The 23,545-nt window shown below is 59.9% G+C and carries 17 protein-coding genes; 7 read left to right on the top strand and 10 right to left on the bottom strand.

Features of this window, described 5'->3' with window-relative positions:
* Positions 1 to 100: 100 nt before the first annotated feature.
* The 6 genes from ACZ5WQ_RS07755 to ACZ5WQ_RS07730 form a co-directional block, all read right to left on the bottom strand.
* Positions 101 to 817, bottom strand: a complete 717-nt coding sequence (locus tag ACZ5WQ_RS07755) for a TIGR04283 family arsenosugar biosynthesis glycosyltransferase (RefSeq protein WP_464383516.1) — start codon at positions 815 to 817, stop codon at positions 101 to 103.
* Positions 781 to 2,925 (bottom strand): FAD-dependent oxidoreductase, encoded by a 2,145-nt coding sequence (locus ACZ5WQ_RS07750; RefSeq protein ID WP_464383515.1) that lies wholly within the window; start codon positions 2,923 to 2,925, stop codon positions 781 to 783. Before ACZ5WQ_RS07750 ends, ACZ5WQ_RS07755 begins: the two co-directional genes overlap by 37 nt.
* Entirely contained in the window at positions 2,922 to 3,881 is a 960-nt protein-coding gene (locus ACZ5WQ_RS07745) for a hypothetical protein (RefSeq protein WP_464383514.1), read from the bottom strand. The genes ACZ5WQ_RS07750 and ACZ5WQ_RS07745 overlap by 4 nt, the downstream gene beginning before the upstream one ends.
* Positions 3,878 to 5,260 (bottom strand): sodium:solute symporter, encoded by a 1,383-nt coding sequence (locus tag ACZ5WQ_RS07740; RefSeq protein WP_464383513.1) that lies wholly within the window; start codon positions 5,258 to 5,260, stop codon positions 3,878 to 3,880. Before ACZ5WQ_RS07740 ends, ACZ5WQ_RS07745 begins: the two co-directional genes overlap by 4 nt.
* Positions 5,261 to 5,281: 21 nt before the next feature.
* On the bottom strand, positions 5,282 to 6,250 hold the full coding sequence (gene arsS, locus ACZ5WQ_RS07735) for an arsenosugar biosynthesis radical SAM (seleno)protein ArsS (protein ID WP_464383512.1): 969 nt from the start codon (positions 6,248 to 6,250) through the stop codon (positions 5,282 to 5,284).
* A gap of 230 nt (positions 6,251 to 6,480) precedes the next feature.
* A complete protein-coding gene (locus tag ACZ5WQ_RS07730; protein WP_464383511.1) occupies positions 6,481 to 7,452 on the bottom strand; it encodes a helix-turn-helix transcriptional regulator in 972 nt (323 codons plus the stop codon).
* Positions 7,453 to 7,993: 541 nt separating this feature from the next.
* On the opposite strand from ACZ5WQ_RS07730, the gene ACZ5WQ_RS07725 reads away from it, so the two are divergent.
* Both ACZ5WQ_RS07725 and ACZ5WQ_RS07720 read left to right on the top strand, forming a co-directional pair.
* Positions 7,994 to 9,802 (top strand): DUF1302 domain-containing protein, encoded by a 1,809-nt coding sequence (locus tag ACZ5WQ_RS07725; protein ID WP_464383510.1) that lies wholly within the window; start codon positions 7,994 to 7,996, stop codon positions 9,800 to 9,802.
* 24 nt (positions 9,803 to 9,826) lie between these two features.
* Entirely contained in the window at positions 9,827 to 11,197 is a 1,371-nt protein-coding gene (locus ACZ5WQ_RS07720; RefSeq protein WP_464383509.1) for a DUF1329 domain-containing protein, read from the top strand.
* A 199-nt stretch (positions 11,198 to 11,396) separates the two neighbouring features.
* Here the strand turns inward: ACZ5WQ_RS07720 and ACZ5WQ_RS07715 are convergent, their stop codons facing one another.
* A complete protein-coding gene (locus ACZ5WQ_RS07715; RefSeq protein WP_464383508.1) occupies positions 11,397 to 12,440 on the bottom strand; it encodes a helix-turn-helix domain-containing protein in 1,044 nt (347 codons plus the stop codon).
* A gap of 261 nt (positions 12,441 to 12,701) precedes the next feature.
* Here ACZ5WQ_RS07715 and ACZ5WQ_RS07710 point away from each other — a divergent pair, with 261 nt between their 5' ends.
* From ACZ5WQ_RS07710 to ACZ5WQ_RS07695, 4 genes are all read left to right on the top strand, one after another.
* The gene (locus tag ACZ5WQ_RS07710) at positions 12,702 to 14,537 is read left to right on the top strand and encodes a DUF1302 domain-containing protein (RefSeq protein WP_464383507.1); all 1,836 of its coding nucleotides are present in this window, start codon (positions 12,702 to 12,704) and stop codon (positions 14,535 to 14,537) included.
* 35 nt (positions 14,538 to 14,572) lie between these two features.
* On the top strand, positions 14,573 to 15,937 hold the full coding sequence (locus tag ACZ5WQ_RS07705; RefSeq protein WP_464383635.1) for a DUF1329 domain-containing protein: 1,365 nt from the start codon (positions 14,573 to 14,575) through the stop codon (positions 15,935 to 15,937).
* 148 nt (positions 15,938 to 16,085) lie between these two features.
* Positions 16,086 to 17,408: a DEAD/DEAH box helicase gene (locus tag ACZ5WQ_RS07700; protein WP_464383506.1), complete on the top strand. Its 1,323-nt coding sequence runs from the start codon at positions 16,086 to 16,088 to the stop codon at positions 17,406 to 17,408.
* A 443-nt stretch (positions 17,409 to 17,851) separates the two neighbouring features.
* Positions 17,852 to 18,916 carry a 3-deoxy-7-phosphoheptulonate synthase gene (locus ACZ5WQ_RS07695; protein WP_464383505.1) on the top strand — a complete coding sequence of 355 codons (1,065 nt, stop codon included), beginning with the start codon at positions 17,852 to 17,854 and terminating at the stop codon, positions 18,914 to 18,916.
* Positions 18,917 to 19,000: 84 nt separating this feature from the next.
* Here ACZ5WQ_RS07695 and ACZ5WQ_RS07690 read toward each other — a convergent pair whose 3' ends face one another.
* The 3 genes from ACZ5WQ_RS07690 to ACZ5WQ_RS07680 form a co-directional block, all read right to left on the bottom strand.
* Positions 19,001 to 20,092 (bottom strand): Bcr/CflA family efflux MFS transporter, encoded by a 1,092-nt coding sequence (locus ACZ5WQ_RS07690; RefSeq protein ID WP_464383504.1) that lies wholly within the window; start codon positions 20,090 to 20,092, stop codon positions 19,001 to 19,003.
* An 88-nt stretch (positions 20,093 to 20,180) separates the two neighbouring features.
* A complete protein-coding gene (locus tag ACZ5WQ_RS07685; RefSeq protein WP_464383503.1) occupies positions 20,181 to 20,999 on the bottom strand; it encodes an alpha/beta hydrolase in 819 nt (272 codons plus the stop codon).
* Between the two features lie 93 nt (positions 21,000 to 21,092).
* The gene (locus tag ACZ5WQ_RS07680; RefSeq protein WP_464383502.1) at positions 21,093 to 22,022 is read right to left on the bottom strand and encodes a LysR family transcriptional regulator; all 930 of its coding nucleotides are present in this window, start codon (positions 22,020 to 22,022) and stop codon (positions 21,093 to 21,095) included.
* A 128-nt stretch (positions 22,023 to 22,150) separates the two neighbouring features.
* Here ACZ5WQ_RS07680 and aptA point away from each other — a divergent pair, with 128 nt between their 5' ends.
* Positions 22,151 to 23,491, top strand: a complete 1,341-nt coding sequence (gene aptA, locus ACZ5WQ_RS07675; RefSeq protein ID WP_464383501.1) for an omega-aminotransferase AptA — start codon at positions 22,151 to 22,153, stop codon at positions 23,489 to 23,491.
* The last annotated feature ends 54 nt before the right edge of the window (positions 23,492 to 23,545 follow it).

The following is a 23,545-nucleotide window of genomic DNA, read 5'->3' as shown; positions in this document are numbered from 1 at the left end:
ATTGTTATCTGGCAACGGTGCCTTTTTGTGATGCAGGTCGGCGTTCTGTTTTTCAGCATAGATTCTTGTGCGGGGTGCTGTGGTGCCTGCCGACAACCGGTCACAGTTGACGACGGGGAGCGCTGTAGCGCCGGGCCAGATCACGCGGATCTGCCCCCAGCCAGTAACGCAGCCGCAGCTGCCACATCAGCGCGATGGTGCGCAGGGTGCCGTTCTGCTGCCAGCGCCGGCTGGAGGTGGTGAGGCGTTCGGACAGGCACAGCGGCCTGTCGTGGCGGCGCAGCCGTTTGCTCAGTTCGATGTCTTCCATCAGGGCGATAGGCGCATAGCCGCCCAACTCGTCGAACAGGCGGCGCTCGACAAAGATGGCCTGGTCACCGGTGCACACGGCAGTCAGCCGCGAGCGCCAGTTCATCATCCACGCGACCACCGCCAGCAGTGGCGAGGAGGGGCTGAGCCGGACGTCAAAACGGCCCCAGCGATGCGGGCTGCCTGGTTTTGGCAGCAGATCGATAAAGCCGTCGGGCAGGCGGGTATCGGCGTGCAGAAACAGCAGCCAATCGCCTTTTGCCGGCGCCGCGCCGGCGTTCATCTGGGCTGCCCGGCCCGGCGCAGACTGGATCAGTTGATCCACCAGCGGCCTGGCAAGGGGCACGGTGCCATCGCTGCTGCCGCCGTCGACCAGAATGAGTTCCAGCTCACCGCGCAGCGGTTGCAGCGGCGTAAGGGCGGCAACGATGCCGGCAGCTTCGTTGCGCACCGGCATGATGATCGACAGCTTCAACCGCGCCTCCAGGCGTGAAAGCGTGCGACCCACTGCAGCAGGCGCTCCGGCTGATGGGCACGTTTCCATTGGCCGGCGGCGTACTTGTTCGCTTCGCTCAGGGTTGGGTAGCTGTGCACGGTGCCGAGGATCTTGTTCAGGCCGAGGTTGTGCTTCATCGCCAGCACGTATTCGGCGATCAGCTCACCGGCGTGGGCGCCGACGATGGTGACGCCGAGAATGCGGTCGCGGCCGGGCTCGGTCAACACTTTTACGAAGCCTTCTGCGGCCTCGTCGGCAATAGCACGGTCCAGGTCGTCGATACCGTAGCGGGTTACCTCATATTCCACCCCTTGCTCTTGCGCTTCGGTTTCCGACAGCCCGACGCGGGCGACCTCCGGATCGGTAAAGGTGCAGTGCGGCAGCACCCGGTAATCCACTTTGAAGCGGCGGAAGCTGCCGAACAGCGCGTTGACGGCGGCATACCAGGCCTGATGGGATGCCGCGTGGGTGAACTGGTAGGGGCCGGTTACATCGCCCACAGCGAAGACGTTGGGGAAGCGGGTGGCGAGATACTCGTTGGTATCCAGTGTGCCGTTGTCGCGCACTGCGAGGCCCAGCGTTTCGATGCCATAGCCCTGGGTGTTGGCTACCCGGCCGAGGGCGACCAGCACGCAGTCAAACTCGATTTCTACCGAATGGTCGCTGTCCTGAGAGCGGCAGATAACGGTCGGCGCGCCATTGCGCAGTTCAAAGCGCTCGGCCTGGTGGTTCAGGCGCAGATCGACGCCTGCGCTGCCGAGACTGACCATCACCAGTTCGCTGGCGTCGGCGTCTTCACGGGGTAGCAGGCGGTTGCCGCGCTCAACCTGGATGACCTGCGAGCCGAGCTGCTGGAAGGCCAGTGCCAGCTCGCAGCCGATCGGGCCGCCGCCGAGCACCAGCAACCGGCGCGGTTGCTCGCGCAGGTTCCAGACGGTGTCTGAAGTAACCATCGGCACGCTGTCGAGCCCCGGCAAGTCCGGTACGAGGGGGCGCGCACCGGCAGCGATGATGATATTGCGCGTGCTGATGCTGCGCCCGTTTACCTCTACGTGCCAGGGTGAGGTGATGCGCGCCTCACCGGTGATCACGTCGACGCCGAGGTCGGTGTAGCGCTCGACCGAATCATGTGGCTCGATCTGCTTGATTACCCGCTGGACGCGTTCCATTACCGCGGCAAAGTCGACGGTTGCTTCGGCGTGGCTGTAGCCCAACGCGGGCGCCTTGCGGACCTCGGCGGCCAGTTTTGCCGAGCGGATCAACGCCTTTGAGGGCACGCAGCCGGTGTTGAGGCAATCGCCGCCCATGGCGTGTTTCTCGATCAGGCTGACGTCGGCCTTGACCGCTGCGGCAATGTACGCGCTGACCAGTCCGCCGCTGCCAGCACCAATTACCACCAGATTGCGGTCGAACTGTTTGGGCTTCTGCCAGCCTTTGTAGACGCGACGGGCCTTGATCACGTCCAGCAGGCGCCGGGCAATCAGTGGGAACAGTCCCAGCAGCACGAAGGCGCCGAGCAGGCCCGGCGAGAGGATGCCGGCCAGTGAGTCCAGCTGCCCGAGTTCGCGGCCGGCGTTTACGTAAACCAGGGTGCCGGGCAACATGCCGAGCTGGCTGACCCACCAGAAGGTACGGGCGGGCAGGCGGGTGAGGCCCATTGCCAGGTTGATCAGAAAGAACGGAAACGCCGGCACCAGCCGCAGTGCAAACAGATAGAACGCGCCTTCGCGGTCGATGCCCTGGTTGATGCGCTCCAGTCGTGAACCAAAGCGCTGCTGAACCCAATCCTGCAGCAGAAAGCGGCTGATCAGCATCGCCAGTGTGGCGCCGGCGGTGGAAGCAAAGGACACCAGCAGCAGACCCCAGCCTAGGCCAAACAGGGCGCCGCCGATCAGGGTCAGCAGCGCGGCGCCGGGCAGCGACAGCGCCGTCACCAGCACATAGAGCCCCACATACAGGGCGCTGGCGAGTATTGGCTGGCTGGTTACCTGCTGGTCAAGGACCTGCTGCTGGGCTTTCAGCGCGTCCAGACTCAGGTGCTGCTGCAGACCCGAGGCAAAGAAGCCCGCGACCAGCGCCACGACCACGGCGAGCAGCAGCAACAGACGACGCAGGTTCATGACAGCATCTCCAGCGCACATAGCGTGTTGGCGAGGGTAAAGCCCTTGATGCAGGCCTGTTCGGGCGTCATGTCGGTTCCTTGGTTGATGCGCTGCCAATACGACAGCGCAGCGGGTGAGTTGTCAGGCCACTGGCGTTTGAACTCAGCGGCAAAGGCGCGCTGATCGTAAGTGACGGGCAGTGCTTCGACCACCAACGGGCCGACTTGCGCGCGGTAGAGCGCGGCGGCGGAAGCAGTGCGCGCGATGCGCGTGATCAGGCCATAGCGGCCATTGTTGAAGTTGGGCATGCCGGCGGCACCGTTGTTGATCACTGCCCACTCGCCGTTGCTCAGGGCGGCCGGGCTGCAGGTGTGGCTGCAGGTCAGCACACGGATGCGGCGTTTCGTGAACCAGTGGTCCAGTTGCTGCTGGCGTTCGGCGCTTTGCAGTCGGGCATGATCGCACTGCCAGCCGGCCAGTGACTGCTCATCGCCGTGGGTGATGGCGATGCGCTCGCCGGCGACCTCGGCTATCAGGGTGGCGGGGCGGTTGCCGAGCTGTTCAGCCATGCCGGGCAGGCCGTCGACGGCCTGTTGCAGCTGCTGGTGAATGCGGTTGGAGCGCTCGACGGTGGCGGCGTCGGTCTGCTCCGGGTAGGCGCAGCCGCAACCAAAGTCGTCGCCCGCGCGGGCCAGTTCGGTTTCTACATTGCCGCGCAGCGGGTAGTGGCGTTGCAGGCGTTGCTCTATGTCGCTGAACACCGCCGGGTCGCGGTCGAACCAGTGGGCGTCACCATTGAATACGGCTGTGGCGCCGGGTTCGCCAGCGACGCGCCGCTCGATGGCGTCCAGCGCCTGACGGTTGCCATAAAGCCCGCCGATCACGTACAGCACCTCGCTCGCAAGGCTTGCGGGGGCGCTGAAGGTCTCGGCGGGCAGGCGATAGTCTGCCGGGCAACTGCGGCCCTTGCTCATGCGGCTCTCCGGGTCAGCATGCCGGGCAACAGGTAGCCGGCGGTACAGAGGATCAGTCCGTACAGGTTGGTGCCCAGCAGCAGCGCGTAGCGACCGTCACCAATGGCCCAGCTCTGCGGAATCCAGCCGAGGGTGAGGGCAACGCCCAGCCCGATACCGGTCCAGAAACTCAGGTGAAAGCCGAGACGGGTGGGCCGCACGAAGCCGTGCAACAGGAACACCGGGGCCAACCCGATGACCATGGTGCCGCTGATGGTGGTGGCCTTGAGAATGTCGGTGCCGGCGAGCATCGGCAGGTTGCCGAGCAGGGCGAACACCAGCATGGTCGCCATGCCGACGCCGATGGCCTTCTGGCCCAGATCCCTCTGCAGCAGGGCGGGCAACTCGCGGCCGCTGAGGCGGGCGAGGCTGGAGAAGGTCGAGTCCAGGGTGGAGCCGGCGGCGGAGATCATTACCAGCGTCATCACGATCAGTGCGCCAACACCAAGACTTTTCGCCAGCGCCGCTGGTACGTTGCCGCCAGCCTCGATGCCGCCGAGGGTGGCGTGCACGCCGATCAGGCTGAAGGCCAGAATGGCAACGAAGCCCAGCACGCCAGCCAGGGTGAAGGCGCGCAGCATCGATTTCTCTTCGCTGATAAAGCCTCGGTCGGTCAGTACCGGGTCGTGAAAGGGGTAGCTCAGCAGCTGCAGGCAGGCGACCAGAAACAGATCCACACCGGCGTTAAGCGCCCAGTGGCTGGTGCTGGTCAGCTCGGAGGTGCTGTGATTCGGTAAGACCAACCCCAGCACCCAAACCAGTGCGATGACGAAGATCGCGGCCTGCGCCGCGTCGGTCAGGATCGAGCTGCGCAGCCCGCCACGCAGGCTGTAGGCCAGTGTCACAGCGGTAAACAGCAGGGCTGCGCCGATAAACGCCGGGCTGCCGCTGTCGCCGTAATAGCCGCCGACTACGGCGGTGTTGCTCCAGACCTCGTTGAACAGGCGAATCAGAATCGCCGCCGAGAACGCCAGCGCGGCGCCGCGGCCGTAGTTGCTGGTCAGAAAGCTGACCAGGCTGGTTGCCTGAAAACGTCGGCGCAGGCGGTAGATCACCAGCCCGCAGAGCGGGATGGACAGCCAGTAGGTGGCGTAGGCCAGGCCACCGACCAGACCGAACTCGGCGCCGAGGTTGGCGGCATTGGTGACTGACTTGGCGAAGATCCAGCTGATAAAGATGCTGGTGGTCAGCAGCAGTGGCGAGGCCTGGCGACCCTGGCTGTCTTCGCCATTGAAGAAGCCGCCAATGGTTACAGTGCGCGGCGACAGCCAGTACATCAGCGCGCCGTAGGCGATCAGAAATCCCCAGAAAAACAGGCCGGTAAGGCTGGTAGCGGTCATGTGGTGCAATCCTGTCCCTGATCAGTTTGTATTGAGAACGCCGCCGCAGCTGGAGCCCTGTCCGGCGGTGCAGGCGAAGCAGTGGTCGCGGGTGGCGATGGGGTGGTCGGGCAGATCGGCGTTGAGCAGATCACGCAGGTGCGGACGGTCCGACGCCAGTACCGGCATGGGCAGCTCCAGCATCTGGTTGAAATCGCAGTCGTATAAATAGCCGCGCCAGTCGACACTGACGGTACTGCGACACATCAGACCGGGCAGGTTGCCTGGGCTGAAGTTGTCGCGTAGCAGCTGCATGTACTGGTTGAACTGACCGCGGCTGACCAGCGTGCTGCCGAAGCGCGCAATCGGCTGGTTGGTGATGGTGTGCAGGTGGTTGAACTGGATGCCGAAGTCTTCCTGCAGGTGCTGTTTATAGTCTGCTTCCAGCGCTTGCTGCGGCGGCGGCAGGCTGGGGCCTTGCGGGTTGTAGACCAGATTCAGTTCCAGATTGCTGTCTGGCTGCCCGTAGCCCAGCGCGTTCAGCTGCCTGAGCCCGGCGATGCTGCGCTCGAATACGCCGTCGCCGCGCTGACTGTCGACGTTGTCGCGCGAATAGCAGGGCAGGGAGGCGGAAATCGACACGCCCGAATCGGCAAGGAATTGCGCCAGATCCTCATGGCCGGGTTCGGACAGGATGGTCAGATTGCAGCGGTCGATCACCTTAAGCCCCGCTGCACGGGCGCGGGCTACCAGAGTGCGAAACTGCGGGTGCATCTCCGGCGCCCCGCCGGTCAGATCCAGCGTGCTGACCGGGTGAGCGTCAATGACGTCACACAGCAGCTCGATCAGCTCGTCCGACAAGGCCTCGGTGCGGGTTGGTCCGGCGTTGACGTGGCAGTGCAGGCAACGCTGGTTGCAGCGGTAGGTCAGATTTACCTGTAGCGTTTCGAGTGCACTGCGCCGAAGCGATGGAAAGTCCAGCTGATTGAGTAAGGGCAGGGTGTCGCGCACGTTGTTTCCTCATGTCCGTTGACCATCAGACGCAGCAGAGTGGGCTTTGTTACAGCGTCGCACATCTTGGTCGGTCTGGCATCAGAGTCTGGAAGCATGAGAGGGATTACGCCAGTGCGTCGCCCGTTGGCGGCTTGCGTCCGGGCCGAGTGCGGTACGGGCGCTTTGGTGGTGGCAGACTTGAGTAAGTGTTGAACCTGAGCCCGAGCAATGCCCGGCCCAGGCAGGCGTCAGGGGTTCTCTTCGCTGCGATTCAGCTCGCGCCGATAAGCGGTCGGGCTCATACTGGTCCAGCGGCGGAAGGCGCGGGTAAAGCTGCTGGGGTCCAGAAAGCCCAGCTCGTAGGCAATGCTGGTAAGCGAAAGCTGGCCGTCGCTGATCATGCGGAGGGCGGCTTCGCGGCGCACGTCGTCGGCCAGTTGCTCGTAGCTGGTCCCTTCCTGGCTGAGCTTTCTGCGCAGATGGCGCGGACTGATGTTGAGCGGCGCAGCTACCCGTTCTGCGCTGATGTCGCCTGAGCCGAGTAGCAGATGGATACGACGCTTGACCTGTTCGCTCAGCGCGTGGCTGGGCAGCACAGCCTGCATCGCTTCCAGGGTCTCGATCAGCCTTGGCAGGATGAAGGGGCTGGAGGTGGCGAGTGGCTTGTGCATCAGGCGGCGATCCAGAACCAGTCGGTAGTCGTCACCGAACTCCACTGTGTTGCGGGAAAACAGGCGCCGCTGGCCTTCCGGGTCTTCATCTGCGCGCACCAGCTGCAGCTTGCGTACCAGGCCCAGGTCATCCAGATCCAGGCGATTGAAATAGCGGGCCAGATAGCCGATCACCGCTTCCACGTGCTGCTGGTGGGGGCTGCCAATCGGGCGCAGTGTCAGCGCAATGCCTTCGTCATCGGGTTCGGACATCAGTTTCAGCTGAATGCTGAACAGGCTGAAGAAACGGGTCAGCAATGACAGTGCCGCTTCGATATGCTCGCTGGCCGCTGCTGCCAGGGCGAGGGTGGCGAATGGTGTTGGCACAAACACCCGATGCATGCGCAAGGCGAAGTGGGGATCTTCCGAGACTTTCAGGGCTTCGCTCCAGCCGTGGGAACAAAGTGCCTGATCGACGAACTGAGGTTGGCCTACTGGAAGCGTTATCCAGGGAGCCAGCTGGCTGGAGCTGCCCAGTGAGACGCCGTACTGTTTCAGTGCCTGTTCCATGGCGCGCAACCAGAAAGCACTTTCGCGCACCCGCGCGAAGGAATCTGAGCTTGAGTATTCGAGCATCGAGACGCTGATCCATTCTTGTTGTGACAAAACAGCATTTTGTCTTTATCGCCGGGCAGTATAGCGATAAATCCGAGCGGAAAAAGCCTGTGCGCAGTTCCGCAGAGCAAAATTATGTTGCAGTTAATGTATTGGCTGCGTTGTTGGCTTTTTTTCTTGGTGATGTATTGCTTTGTGTCTGCCAGGCTGGGTGGGGTTTGGCGAAATTGTCGCGAAAGGCTGCTTGAGGATGACAAGATTCCCTTTAAACAGGGAGTTTAAGAGCATTTACAGGCTTTCCCATGTCCGGGCGGAAGCCTGATACAGCGACATCTGCTCATGCTTATAGTGTCAATTCATCAAATGAATGTCCTTTCCGGTCAAGTATGTTGGCCGTATGGGGCAAGTCTTTCGTGCTGGCCTCGTGACAGACTGCGGGAGCCTTGAACACGCACAGGTCGTGCGTGAGTTCATGTCACCCAAACGGAGCAGCACAATGACAAAAAAAATGCATTGCTGGTCTCTTGCCGCATTGCCTCTGGCGATTGGCATGGCCACTTTCTCGGGCGCTGCAAACGCAGTCGCTTTCAATATCGGTGAAGTCGAAGCCCAGCTGGACTCTCAGCTGTCCATCGGCGCAAGCATGTCCATGAGTGATCGTGACGAGCGCTTGTACTTTCTTCGTAGCGAAGGTGGTGAAGCCTCGGCGCGTACCTCCGATGATGGTCGTCTGAACTACAAGAAAGGCGACATTTTCTCCAAGATTTTTAAGGGCACTCATGAGCTTGAGCTTCGTTATGGCGACTCTGGTGCTTTCATTCGTGGCAACTATTGGTACGATTTTGAAACGAAAGACGGCAGCCAGCGTTTCTACGATATAGATGACTCAGGGCGTAACCCGCTGCAGAAGGGGGCTGGCGTCCAGTTGCTTGACGCTTTCCTCTACCACAACTACTTCATTGGAGATAATCCGGGTAACGTCCGCCTGGGTCGCCAGGTGGTTAGTTGGGGTGAGGGCGTATTTATTCAGAATGGTATCAACTCAATTAACCCGATCGACGCCTCGGCATTCCGTCGCCCTGGCGCTGAACTGAAAGAAGGTCTACTTCCTGTTGAAATGCTGTATCTGTCGCAGGGCTTGACCGAGAACCTGACTGTTGAGGCGTTCTATCAACTTAAGTGGCACGGTACTGTTGCCGACAACTGCGGTACTTTCTTCTCTTCGACAGACGTTGCTGCCAGAAACTGTGTTGATCGTCTGGTCTGGGCTGGTGAGGACTACGAGCAGGGCGCCGACGCAAACAACTCCCCACTTTCAACTGCTCCGTACATCGTGCGTGCGTCGAAGGACAAAGAAGCCAGTGATAGCGGGCAGTTTGGTGTGGCGTTCCGTTGGTTTGTTCCCGAGCTGAACAACACCGAGTTCGGTTTCTATGGACTGAACTACCACAGCAGAAACCCGGTTTATTCCAGCGTTAAGGGCGGTGCTGCACCGGCCGATTGGGTTACTGGTATTGATGGTGCTAGCGGTTCTGCCGGCTACTTCTTCGAGCATCCTGAAGATATACGATTGTATGGCGTGAGCTTTGGTACTGATGTCGCCGGCATGTCTGTAGCTGGTGAGCTGAGCTATCGCCCAAATATGCCGCTGCAAATTAATACTGGCGACATGAGTCGCACTGCTCTGCCAGATCTTGCTCCTGTTAAGCCTGACGGCAACTACGACAACACTTACCGCGATGGCGTCTATGCTCCGGGCACTGTTATCAGAGGCTATGAGCGCAAAGAGTTCTGGCAAGCGTCTGTGAGTGCCGTGAACTTCATCGATCGTGTGTTGGGTGCAAGCCGCTTGGCGCTGATCGGCGAGGTCGGTGCTAACTACATCGGTGGCATTGGTTCGGGTAATGGCACGACCAAGTTCGGCCGTGACTCCCTGTTTGGCCAGAGTCCTGATGCTAACGGTTCCTGTTCTTCCGATACCGCCGCCAACCCTAATGGCCGTAGCTGGTGTGAAAACGACGGTTTCTTCACGGACTTCTCGTGGGGTTATCGTCTGCGTGCGTCGCTGGATTACAGCAACGTGTTTGCTGGAATCAACCTGTCGCCCAACGTCGCGTTTTCTCATGACGTTGAGGGTTATAGCCCCAACTTCGTGGAAAACGCTAAGTCTGTCAGCCTTGGTGTAAATGCCGACTATGCCAACAAATACACTGGCAGCATCAGTTACACCAACTTCTTCGACGGCAAATACAATACCTTGGTTGACCGCGACTTCGCAGCCGTCAGCTTCAGCGTAAGCTTCTAAGACGGACCACAGGAGAGTAACACTATGCGTATTCAACAAACTCTGATGGGTGTTGGCGGTCTGGCACTCAGCCTGATGGCTTCGAGCGTCATGGCGCAAACCCTGACACAGGCTGAAATTGATCAGTTGGGCACTTCCCTGACGCCGATCGGTGCAGAGAAGGCCGGTAATGCTTCTGGCACTATCCCGGCCTGGACCGGTGGTCTGCCGACGGATGCTGGTCAGTCCCTGCCGAACAACTTCCTGGAAGATCCGTTCAAGGGCGAGCAGCCCGAGTTCGTGATCACTGCCCAGAACCTGGAGCAGTACAAGGCTAACCTGACCCCTGGTCAGATCGCCCTGTTCGAGCGCTATCCGGAAACTTTCCGTATGCCGGTCTACAAGAGCCAGCGTACCGTCGCGTTCCCGCAAGCTGTCTACGACCAGGTCAAGGCAACTGCCGGTCAGGCCAAACTGGTCAACGGCGGTGATGGTATCTCCAACTTCGCTCACGGTTCCTTCGCGTTCCCTATTCCGAAGTCTGGTGCCGAAGTGGTTTGGAACCACAACACCCGCTATCGCGTAAACGCTCATCGCTGGTACATGCAGGCCATGCCGCAAACCAACGGATCCTTCACGCTGATCAAGCTGGAAGAGGAAGTGGGTTACCCGCAGCTGATGCCTGACGTCGACGAGTCGACCATGCCGAACACCCTGTTGTTCTTCAAGCAGCGTGTGAACGCTCCGGCCCGTCTGGCAGGTAACGTACTGCTGGTTCACGATAGCCTGGATCAGTTGAAAGAGCCGCGTATGGCGTGGGTATACAACGCCGGTCAGCGCCGTGTACGTCGTGCTCCGCAGGTTGCCTACGACGGCCCGGGTACCGCGTCTGATGGTATGCGTACTTCCGACAACTTCGGCATGTATAACGGTGCACCTGACCGTTATGACTGGACCCTGGTTGGCAAGAAGGAAATCTACATTCCTTACAACAGCGGCAAGCTGACCGAGCCGGGCGTTCAATACGCCGATGTACTGCAGGCTGGTCACGTGAACCCGGAATACACCCGGTTTGAGCTGCACCGTGTGTGGGAAGTGCAGGGTAACGTCAAGCAGGGTCAGCGTCATATTTACGCTCAGCGTAACTTCTTTGTTGACGAAGACTCCTGGATGATCAGCATGGCCGACCATTACGATGGTCGTGGCACGCTGTGGCGGGTGGGTGAAGGCCACCTCGGCTTCAACTACCAGCAGAAGATCCCGGGTTATGCACTCGAGACCCTGTACGACCTGCTGGCAGGCCGCTACATCGCTCTGGGTATGTACACCGAAGAGAACTCTGCACCGCAGTACGACTTCGACCCGAGCTACAACCAGTTCACTCCGGCAGCACTGCGTGCATCCGGCGTTCGCTGAGTTGAGCTGATCGCAGTACAGGAAGGGAGCCGTAAGGCTCCCTTTTTTGTTTATGGGGCTGGAGCTCAGTCGGGAAGGTGGCGGGTGCCCGGCAGGATGGCGGGGTGAGTGCAGCTCCTGCGTAGGGACGCGACATGTCGCGTCCGTCAACGCTGGCTAGCTTGTCATGCCAAGCCCTGATGCAGGCCAGGGGTCGGTGTCAGGAGGGTACGGCGCTTTGCTTTGCTTGGCTGCGAAAGCTGGTTGGGCTCATGCCTGTCCAGCGCCGGAATGCGCGGGTAAAACTGCTGGGGTCAAGAAAGCCCAGTTCGAAGGCAATACGGCCCAGGTTCAGTTTCCCTTCCTTTATAAGGCGAATGGCAAGCTCCATTCGAACCTCATCCAGCAACTTCTCGTAGGTGGTTCGGGTCTCACTGAGTTTGCGGCGAAGGTGCCTCGGGCTCATGTTGAACGGTGTTGCCACCAGTTCTTCAGATACCTCCCGTTCAGACACCAGAACCCGGATGCGCTGTTTGACCTGTTCCGCAAAGTCGAGGTTGGGCAGGTCGCTGAGCATGTCTTCCAGCGAGGCGTCCAGGCGCTTGCGCAGGAAGGCATCGGCATTGGGCAGGGGCGTGCGCAGCAGGCTCCGGTTCAGGCGGAATGACATGCGCTTGGCGCCGAGGCGAACCCGGTTGCCGAGCAGTGTCTCGCACAGGTCCCGGTTGCGTTCGTGCTCGCCAGTGAGGCGGCTTTCCAGCATCAGCGAAGCCCGTCCGATGCCAAGCCCTTCCCAGATCTTGTTGCATTGGCTCATCACCGCTTCCATATGCAGAGGATGCGGGTTGCCGCGCGGCTGGAAGTACAGAGTGAGGTACTGATCATCCTCTACCGAGTAGAGTTGAACCTGGCTGCTGAAAATCGGCATGAAGCGGATGAGGCGCTGAATGGCTTCGCCCAGTGTTTCGCTGGAGGCGGCGGAAAGCGTCAGCAGGGAGAGGGTGTTGGACTGATAGTGGCGGCCCATGCGCAGGCCGAAGCACTCATCCTGGGACAGTTTGGCTGCAGCGTTCCAGAGACGGTTCATATCGCTCTGGCTGATGTGCATCTGGCTGAGGTCTGAAGGCTTGCAATGCTGGCGCAGGTCAGCGGGCAGGTCGCGGACTGTTTTGCCGTACAGTTCGAGCCCCTGGGCAATCCCCTGAGCCCAGAAGCAGCGTTCGTGCACGCGCTCTGAGGAAAGAGCATGGTTCTGTGGAGTCATGGGCTTTGGCGCCTGAATTTTATTATTTTGATCGACTGCAACTGGCGTTAACAATAAAACACAAAGTCCTATTGTGCAAAATTATGCAACGGATAATTGCGGGCTTTGGATCAAGGGTATTCAGCATGTGAATGTCCCTAGCGGCCAAAAAACTCGTCCGAATCGGCCAAATCGCGTTCCGATCTCGTGACAGACTTGGTTCCGGTGCTAGACGGCTTGCGTCGTCTTGAACCCATGATTCAAATCTAACGGAGCAGCACAATGACAAAAAAAATGCATGCTTGGTCGCTTGCCGCATTGCCGCTGGCAATCGGTCTGGCCAGTTTCTCTGGATCGGCTGGGGCAGTTAACTTCAATATCGGTGATGTGGAAGCGCAGCTGGATTCGCAAATTTCGGTTGGCATGAGCGTTTCGACTGCTGATGCGGATAAACGCTTTATTCACGAAGATACTGTTCGCAACGGCAAGGATATGGGCGGGCAGGCTGTTGCTCGTACCTCAGATGATGGGCGCCTGAATTATGATAAAGGCGATATCTTCTCCAAGATCGTCCGTGGCGTGCATGACCTTGAGCTGCGCTATGGCGACTCCGGTGCGTTCTTCCGTGGAAAGTACTGGTATGACTTTGAAACCAAGGACGGCAGCCAGCGTTTCTATGATATCGATGACTCCGGTCGTTCGCCGCTGGTCAAAGGTGCAGGTGTGGCTTTGCTGGACGCCTTTGTCTATCACAACTATTTCATCGGCAACAATCCAGGCAATATTCGTCTGGGTCGCCAGGTAGTGAGCTGGGGCGAGTCAACCTTTATCGGTAACTCCATCAACTCCATCAACCCGATTGACGTTGCCGCTTTCCGTCGCCCGGGCGCCGAGATCAAGGAAGGTTTGCTGCCGGTCGAGATGCTTTATCTGTCCCAGGGTCTGACTGAAAACCTGAGCATGGAAGCATTCTATCAGCTCAAGTGGCACCCCTCTGCGATTGATAACTGCGGTACCTTCTTTGGCGCTGATACTCTAGCTACAGGGTGTGTTGATCGATTGGTTTTCAGTGGCGCAGATCTACCCCAAGGGGATCCGGGTCTTAATGGTAACATTATTGTCCGGGCTAAAAAGGACGAAGAGGCCAAGGACGAGGGACAATTCGGCGTCGCTCTGCGCTGGTTTGTACCTGAGTTGAATGACTCCGAGTTCGGCTTTTACGCTATGAATTACCACAGCCGGACGCCGAACTATAGCAACATCGCAGGAGCGTTCACCCCGTTGTTGCCGAATAACAACCCTGATACCGGTTTGGGTGGGCTGTCTGGTGGTGCGGGTTACTTCTTTGAGTATCCGGAAGATATTCGCCTGTATGGTATGAGCTTCCAAACCAGTGTGGCAGGGACGTCGCTGGGTGGTGAAATCAGCTACCGCCCAAATATGCCGATGCAGATCAATACCGGGGATATGAGCCGAACCGCGCTTGCGAGCGGTTCTGCATTTGAAGATAACACTCACCGCAACCTCGACGGCCTTGCTTCTGGCTCATACATACCGGGGTATGAACGTAAGGAGTTCTTCCAGGCTCAGATTACCGCTATTAAGTTCATTGAGCGTGTACTGGGCGCAAGCCGTCTGTCTTTGGTGGGTGAAGTCGGTGTCAACCATATCGGTGGGCTGGGCGACACTACCAAGTACGGTCGAGATTCTCTGTTCGGTCAGAGCCCTTGGCTTGAGTCGGACGCGCCTAACACCGCTGCGCCTGGTCAATGCTCTTCGCAGGTAGATGCCAACAACGACTCGACCTATCGCAACAGTTGGTGCGAAAACGACGGCTTCTACACAGATTGGTCATGGGGTTACCGCATGCGTGCGTCGCTGGATTACTCCAACGTTTTCGCTGGCATCAACCTGAGCCCGAGCTTGTCCTGGTCGCATGATGTTGAGGGTTACGGCCCGAACTTCACTGAAGATGCCAAGGCTATCAGCCTGGGTCTGAATGCTGACTACGCGAACAAGTACAACGCCAGCATCAGCTACACCAACTTCTTCGACGGTAAGTACAACACCAACGTCGATCGCGACTTTGCGGCCGTTAGCTTCAGCGTAAGCTTCTGATCAGACAGGCCATAAGGAGAAATAACAATATGCGTATGCAACAAACTCTGATGGGTGTCGGCGGTCTGGCCCTGAGCCTGATGGCATCCTCTGTAATGGCGCAAACCCTGACCCAGGCTGAAATCGATCAGCTGGGTACTTCCCTGACACCGATCGGTGCAGAGAAGGCCGGTAATGCTGCGGGCACCATTCCGGAATGGACCGGTGGCCTGCCGCGTGATGCCGGTAAGGAACTGGAAGATCACTTCTACGAGAACCCCTTCGCTGGTGAGCAGCCGGAGTTCGTGATCACCGCTCAGAACTACCAGCAGTACAAGGACAATCTGACCCCGGGTCAGGTCGCCATGTTCGAGCGTTATCCTGAAACCTTCCGTATGCCGGTCTACCAGAGCAAGCGTACTGTCGGTTACCCGCAGTCTGTCTACGATCAGGTCAAGGCAACTGCCGGTCAGGCCAAACTGGTCAACGGCGGTGACGGCATCTCCAACTTCAGCCACGGAACCTTTGCGTTCCCGATTCCGAAGTCCGGTGCCGAGGTTGTCTGGAACCACAACACCCGCTATCGCGTAAACGCTCATCGCTGGTACATGCAGGCCATGCCGCAAACCAACGGATCCTTCACGCTGATCAAGCTGGAAGAGGAAGTGGGTTACCCGCAGCTGATGCCTGACGTCGACGAGTCGACCATGCCGAACACCCTGTTGTTCTTCAAGCAGCGTGTGAACGCTCCGGCCCGTCTGGCAGGTAACGTACTGCTGGTTCACGATAGCCTGGATCAGTTGAAAGAGCCGCGTATGGCGTGGGTATACAACGCCGGTCAGCGCCGTGTACGTCGTGCTCCGCAGGTTGCCTACGACGGCCCGGGTACCGCGTCTGACGGTATGCGTACTTCCGACAACTTCGGCATGTATAACGGTGCACCTGACCGTTATGACTGGACCCTGGTTGGCAAGAAGGAAATCTACATTCCGTACAACAGCGGCAAGCTGACCGAGCGTGGCACCCAGTACGCCGACGTTCTGCAAGCTGGTCACGTCAACCCGGAATACACCCGTTTCGAGCTGCACCGCGTATGGGAAGTGCAGGGCAACGTCAAGGCAGGTCAGCGTCACATTTACGCTCAGCGTAACTTCTTCGTTGACGAAGACTCCTGGATGATCACCCTGGCCGATCACTACGATGGTCGCGGTACTCTGTGGCGTGTAGGTGAAGGTCACCTGTCCTTCAACTACGACTACCAGACCCCGGGTTACTCGCTGGAAACGCTGTATGACCTGCTGGCAGGTCGTTACATCGCACTGGGTATGTACACGGAAGAGGTCTCCGCTCCAGACCTGACCTATGTACCGACCTACAATCAGTTCACACCGGCTGCCCTGCGTGCTTCGGGTATCCGTTAAGTTCTGATGCTGCTGTAAACGTTTGGGTTTGAGGGGATATCTTCGGATATCCCCTTTTTTTGTCTCTGGTTCGCTCCCGACAGGGAGCTTCGTCCTTCACTCTGCTAAACTTCGGCTCTGTTAATTCCCGAACTTCAGAGTGATTTCATTGTTCAGCCAATTTGATCTGCACGAGCGTCTGCTCAAGGCGCTTGCCGAGCTTTCCTTTCAGCAACCTACCGAGGTTCAGGCCGCAGCTATTCCGCCTGCCATTGAAGGCAAGGACCTTTATGTCATCGCCCAGACCGGCAGCGGCAAGACGGCCGCGTTCGTGCTGCCCATGCTGCAACGGCTGCTGGCAGACGAAAGCAAGCCGCTCGCGCCCCGCGCTCTGATCCTGGTGCCCACGCGCGAACTGGCCCGTCAGGTCTCGAAGGATTTTGCTGCGCTGGCCAGGTTCACCTTTATCAAGGCTGAGCAGGTTACCGGCGGCGAAGACTTCCGCGTCCAGGCGGCGCGTCTGCGCAAGAATCCGGACATTGTGGTGGCCACTCCGGGACGCGCGCTCGAGCAACTGACAGCGGGCAATCTGGATCTGGGCAGTGTGCAGACTCTGGTGCTGGATGAAGCGGACCGCATGCTGGATATGGGCTTTGCCGAGGATGTGGGCAAGTTGGCTGACGCCTGCCCGGGCGAGCGCCAGACCATGCTGTTTTCCGCCACCAAGGGTAATCGCGGTCTGCAGCGCATGATCGACTCGGTTCTTTCCGAGCCGCAGATTCTTGAGCTGAACTCCGTACGCGATGACACGCCGAGTATCACTCAGCAAGTTATTCCTGCGGACGACAACGCCCACAAGGAAGCCATGCTCAAGTGGCTGTTGCAGAATCAGGGCGACGGCAAGACCATCGTCTTCACCAATACCCGGGTCATGGCGGATCGCCTGAACGGAGTGCTGCGGGCTCTGGATCTGCGCGTCTACGTGCTGCACGGCGAGAAGGATCAGAAAGATCGCTATCTGGCGGTGGAGCGCTTCAAGCAAAGCGCCAACGGTATTCTGGTGGCGACTGACGTTGCTGCCCGTGGTCTGGATATCGTTGAGCTGGATCGGGTCATCAACTTTGACATGCCGCGCAGTGGCGACGACTACCTGCACCGGGTTGGCCGCACCGGCCGTGCGGGTGCCGAAGGTCTGGCTATTTCGCTGGTCAGCACGCACGAGTGGAACCTGATGTCGAGCATCGAGCGCTACCTGCGCCGCCAGTTCGAGCGTCGTCTGCTGGCTGAAGTGCCCGGCAGTTTCAAGGGGCCTAAAAAGGTCAAGTCTTCGGGCAAGCCGGTTGGCAGCAAGAAAAAGAAAGACGGTAAAAAGGATGGCAAGAAGGCGGCGCCAAAGTCGAAGAAGCCGAGGGCGGGCAAGCGTCCATCACGCCCGCCGACAGGGCAGGTAGTGACGTCGTCTGACGGTCTGGCACCGCCTAAACGTCGATGATTGAAGGCAGAAGGGGGTTGCGCCCTGCGCAACTCATCCGTTAGAGTCGGGTTATTGTTTAAAGGTAATCAAGCCATGACACACCGTTCCGCCCAGATTGTTGTCGCCAGCGCCCTGCGTGCTGTCGCTGCTGCGCGCGTGGCGGTTGGTTACTTTTATTTTGGGTATTGGTTTAGCCAAAGGCGCGCCTGATACCCCACAGGCGCCCTGAATTGACGGGTCGCCACCAGAGAATCAAGAAACCCCGGTCGGCTACCCGACCGGGGTTTTTTATTTGGCTTTGCAGATTCGAGGAATGACCATGTACGCACAACGCTCTTACAACCCGCGCTCTTACTGCAGCTGGCGATTTTGCTTCGGCATCCTGACCTCACGACATTCACTCGATCGAACACCAAGATAGCGCCGCGGCGGCAAGACCGCCCCGGCTAAGGAAGCAAAAGATGACTGCCACTGTAACCGCACTTGCCAGCGCTGCTCCGACCACCAAGAGTGCCGCCCGCCGCACCCAGACCTTGCCGACACCGGCTCAGCTGCGCGAACGCCTGCCACTGAGCGACGCTCAGGCCGAGGCCATTGACGTTCATCGCCAGGCTGTTCGTGACATCCTTGATGGCAAGGATGACCGTCTGCTGGTGATTACCGGCCCGTGCTCCCTGCATGACCCCGACGCCGCGCTTGAATACGCCGAGCGACTGGCCCAGTTGCAGCGTCGTGTTGCTGATCGCCTGCTGCTGGTCATGCGTGCCTACGTCGAAAAACCGCGTACGACGGTTGGCTGGAAGGGCATGCTCTACGATCCGCAGCTCGACGGCAGCGGTGACATGGCGGCCGGTCTGGCGCTTTCCAGACGCACCATGCTGGCAATCAGCGAGCTGGGGCTGCCGATTGCAACCGAGCTGCTGCAACCGCTGGCCGCCAGCTACCTTGACGATCTGCTCAGCTGGGGCTGCATTGGTGCGCGTACCAGCGAGTCGCAGATTCACCGGGAGATGGTCAGCGGGTTACACCTGCCGGTCGGTTTCAAGAACGGGACCGACGGCAGTGTGGCGGTTGCCTGTGATGCCATGCGATCCGCCCGGCACCCGCATCAGCATTTCGGCATGGACATGCATGGCCGGCCGGCGCTGGTTGAAACGATCGGCAATGCTGATACGCATATTGTGCTGCGTGGCGGTCATGGCGGCCCGAATTACCAGCCCGAAGCCGTAGCGAGGGTGCGAGCAGAGCTCGAGCGCCTGGGCATGCCGGCCTCGCTGGTGGTCGATTGCAGTCACGCCAACAGCGGCAAGGACCCGCTGCGTCAGCCAGAGGTACTGGCTGATGTGGTTGCCCAGCGCGCTGCGGGCGACCTCAGCCTGCGTGGCGTGATGCTGGAAAGCCATCTGTTTGACGGTTGTCAGACACTGTCTGGTGAGCTGCGTTATGGCGTATCCATCACCGATGGTTGTCTGGGTTGGGAGGCTACCGAGCAGGCTTTGCTTGCTGCTGCTGATCGACTTCGCTGAGCCGGCCGCCAGCTAACGCAGGTTGAACCGGGGTCGACCGAGCAAGCGTCACCAGGAATCGACGGTGGCGTTTGCCCGGGTGCCTCATGCCATTTGTGGCTCGCTGTGTGCGGAATACAGCAATAATCCACCCAGCGAGCACAGCGCGGCTGCGCTCAGCAGCAGGCCCAACGTCAGTGACGGTGGCAGGGCAATGGCACTGATCAGGCCGGTGCCGATGGCGGCGACGGTCATCTGCAGAAAGCCCAATAACGATGATGCCAGCCCCGCCTGCTCGGCGAAGGGTTGCAGGGTTGCTGCGGTGCCCAGCGGGTTGATCACGCCCATACCGGCCAGAAACAGACAGATTGCCAGGCAAAATTGCAGCAGATCCTGGCCTTCATGCAGCAGTACCTGCGACACGCCACCTGACAGCGCAAGCAGACTGCCAATAATCACCACTGGAATGGCGCCCCATCGCTGGGCCAGTCGCGGAGCCAGTATTCCCGCGCTGAAAACTACCAATACCGTCGCTGCAAAGAACAAACCGAGCTGCAGGCTGCTGTAGCCCATCCCGCGTATCATGATCGTTGGTGCAGATGCAAAGAACGCATAAAGCCCGCCGATTACCAGACTGACCGAGAGCGCCGGCAGAGCGAATCGGCGGTCGCCAAGCAACTGCATATAGGCCTTTGCTGTACCGGCTACAGTCATCTTCAAGCGTGCTGAAGGCGCATGGGTTTCATTCAGCAACAGGCTGTAGCTCAGGATCAGCGCCGAACCCGCTGCGGCGACCAGTATAAAGCTGGTGCGCCAGCCAAACTGACTGTCTATCACGCTACCGAGCAAGGGCGAGAAGCCCGGTGCGGCGGCCATGGCAACCATAATGAAAGCCAAGGCCTTTGCCAGCAGCGGGCCGTAATACAGGTCGCGTGCCACCGCTCGCGCCAGTACCGATGCAGCGCACACACCGGCTGCCTGAATCACCCTGGCGACCACCATGGTGCTCAGGTCGGTTGCGCCAGCGCCGAGCAGGCTGCCAAGCACAAACAGCGTCAGACCACCGAGAATCAGCGGCCGACGACCGTAGCGGTCGGAAAGCGGTCCTACCAGCAGTTGTCCGACAGCAAACACCAGAAAGAAGCTGCTCAACGTCAGCGCCATGTCGGCCGGGGCGGCATTCAGCGATGCGGCCATCGCCGGGAAGGAGGGCAGAATGATGGTGGTCGACAGTGTGCCGACAGCCCCAGCCCGGATAGCACTACCAGCTTACGGGTCGAGGTCCTCATGCCTGGGCTCCGGCTTTGTGGGTGCTGCTCAGTAGCGCACAGCTGCGTGCAATCACCTGCGGGTCGGTCAGGATTCTGCGGTGCCCCAGACCTTCCAGCTCGACCAGTTTGGAGTCGGCACAATGGCGGTGCAGGTCAGCCGATGCGGCGAATGGCACCACACGGTCGGTCGGGTCATGCATGATCAGCGCCGGGTGCCGCAGCCCGTGCTTGAGCGCCGGCAGGTCCATTTCCGACGGCGGGATGCCGATATGCTGCTCCACCCACGTGCTGAATTCGCGCTGTTCTTCGGCTGTAAGTCCATGCCCCAACGCCTGCAATTGCAGCATGGGGCTGAGCGAGGAAGGACCGCACAGGTGCACGCTGGCGTTGACACTCAGGCCGTGGGCAAAGGCCCAAAGGCTGGCTGCCGAGCCCAGCGAATGAGCAATCACGCCGTGGATTGGGCCAAGGTGTTCTGCCAGCGCGGCCAGAGCGCGTCCGGCGTGCACCGGGCTGCTGAGACTTCCACCGGAATCACCATGCGCTGGCAGGTCGAAGAGGGTGACTGCGAAGCCAGCGCGCAGCAGCGGCTCGACGAAGGCCGCCAAATGTGAGCCGCGGCTGTCCCAGCCGTGTACCAGCAGCACGCGCGGGCCGAGACCCATGTTCCAGACGGAGATGTCGCCATCAGCGTAGGGGAAGGTGCCGTGCTGAGCCTGGGAGAGAAGCGCGCGCTCCAGGCTGCTTGCCTGAATGCGCTGCGGCACGCTGAATGCGCGACAGGCGCTATCGATCGCAGATGATGGTGCGGTGCTGGCATGAGAGCTGTTCATGGCGGAACTCCTTTTTAAATGACGACTTTAATTTAAATTAAATGTCGACCATCATCTTAAAGGAGTCAAGCTTTTTCGCCGTCTCGGAAATGGTCAGCTGGAGATAGGAGTGCCTGCCAGCGCCTCGAGGAAGCTTTCCAGTACCAGATGGGGGCGTCTGCCCTTGCGAGTGACTGCAGAGAGCACCAGGTCGTAGTGATAGCGAGTGGGATCGAGTGCGCGCATGCGCCCGCTGGCAACCCATTGGGCCGCATAGTGGTCCGGCAGGTAGCCGATGTAATGCCCGGTCAGCAGCAGGAAGGCAATGCCCTCGCGGTCGGAGGCTGTGGCGGTACAGCGCAGGGCCTGAAACTGTTGCTGAACCTCGGCCGGAACGCGAAAGCTGGGCGAGATGGCATCGTGGCGGCGCAGTTCTTCCAGCGTCAGCTTGCTGTCCTCCAGCGCAAACAGGGGGTGGCCGGCAGCGCAATAGAGTTCGGCGCGCTCGCTGTACAGCGGCTGGTACTCAAGCCCTGACAGCGCGCCGACCTGCGGAATCACACCAACGTGCAGGCGACCGTCCAGTACGCCCTGTTCGACCTGGCCCGGAGCGGACATGCTGATCTGTATGCGCACGTCCGGCCCTCGGGTTTTCAAACGTGCCAGCGCATCTGTGACCCGCATGTGCGGCATGGTGACGAGGTTGTCGGTCAGGCCGATGTTCAATTCGCCGCGCAGGTGCTGGTGCAGACCATTGACCTCCGTACGGAAGTTTTCCACCGCCGAGAACAATTGCAGTGCAGCCTGATAGACCTCGCGGCCGTCCTCGGTCATGGCAAAGCCCGCGCGCCCGCGCTGGCACAGGCGCAGGCCCAGACGTTGCTCCAGGTCGCTCATCTGCTGGCTGATCGCCGAGCGGCCGATACCCAGCACGCTTTCGGCGACCGAAAAGCCGCCGCATTCGACGACCGTGCGAAACACACGCAGCAGGCGCAAATCAATATCCGAAAGCTGGGCAAGGGGGATAGGGCGGCGGGATTTCATTGTTTAGTTATTTCCAAACTGAAGGTATGAAAAGTCATGTTTTATCATACCTTTTGCTGTGGCACCGTATAGCCATTGAAAACACCGGCGTAGACGCGCCCTTTGCCGACTTTTCGTGAGGCACCAGCATGCAAGACCAAAGCACCCAACAGCTCGCCGGCCAGCTCAAGCTGGATGCGCACTGGATGCCGTTTTCGGCCAACCGCAACTTCCATCGTGACCCGCGCCTGATCGTTGCTGCGAAAGGCAGCTGGCTGACCGATGCCGACGGACGGCAGGTCTACGACAGCCTGTCTGGCCTCTGGACCTGCGGTGCCGGACACTCGCGCAGCGAGATCCAGCAGGCGGTCGCCCAACAGTTGGGGACGATGGATTACTCACCGGGTTTCCAGTTTGGCCACCCGATGTCGTTCCAGCTCGCTGAACAGATCGCTGCCAAACTGCCGGGTGACTTGAATCATGTGTTCTTTACCAACTCCGGGTCCGAGTGTGCCGATACGGCGGTAAAAATGGCGCGTGCCTACTGGCGCTTGAAGGGCCAGCCGAACAAGGCGCGGATGATTGGTCGCGCCCGTGGCTACCATGGCGTGAACATCGCCGGTACCAGTCTGGGCGGCATTGGTGGTAATCGCAAAATGTTCGGCCAGTTGATGGAGGCCGATCATCTTCCGCATACCCTGCAGCCGGGGATGGCGTTTACCCGCGGAATGGCCGAGACCGGCGGTGTCGAGCTGGCCAACGAGATGCTCAAGCTGATCGAGCTGCATGACGCCTCCAATATCGCGGCGGTCATCGTCGAGCCGATGTCAGGCTCGGCGGGTGCCATCGTACCGCCCAAGGGCTACCTGCAGCGTCTGCGCGAAATTTGCGACCAGCATGACATTCTGCTGATTTTTGACGAGGTCATCACCGGTTTTGGTCGCCTGGGCTGCTGGACCGGCGCCGAGTACTTTGGCGTCACCCCGGACATCATGAACCTGGCCAAGCAGATCACCAACGGCGCCATTCCAATGGGGGCGGTGGTTGCAACTAGCGAGATCTACAACACCTTCATGCAACAGAATGCCCCGGAGCACGCGGTCGAGTTCGGTCACGGCTACACCTATTCGGCGCACCCGGTGGCCTGCGCTGCCGGTCTGGCCACCCTGAAACTGCTTGAAGACGACGCGCTGGTGCAACAGGCTGCCGAGCTGGCGCCACACTTTGAGCGCTCATTGCACGGCCTGCAGGGTGCAAATCATGTGCTGGATATCCGTAACTGCGGGCTGGCGGGTGCCATTCAGTTGGCGCCGCGCGGCACTGATCCGATCATTCGCCCCTTTGAAGCCGGGATGGCGCTGTGGAAAGCGGGCTTTTATGTGCGCTTCGGTGGCGATACCCTGCAGTTCGGCCCGACCTTCAATGCGCGCCCGGATGATCTGGACCGCCTGTTTGATGCTGTAGGCAGCGTGCTGAGCACGCTTGACTGATTATTTTTCGCCTGTCTGCGCAGCAGGCAGTGACATGTTTCCCAGGAGTAGACG

The sequence above is a fragment of the Halopseudomonas sp. T1L2 genome (genome assembly GCF_055397385.1).
This window is presented reverse-complemented; position numbering and strand designations above follow the sequence as displayed.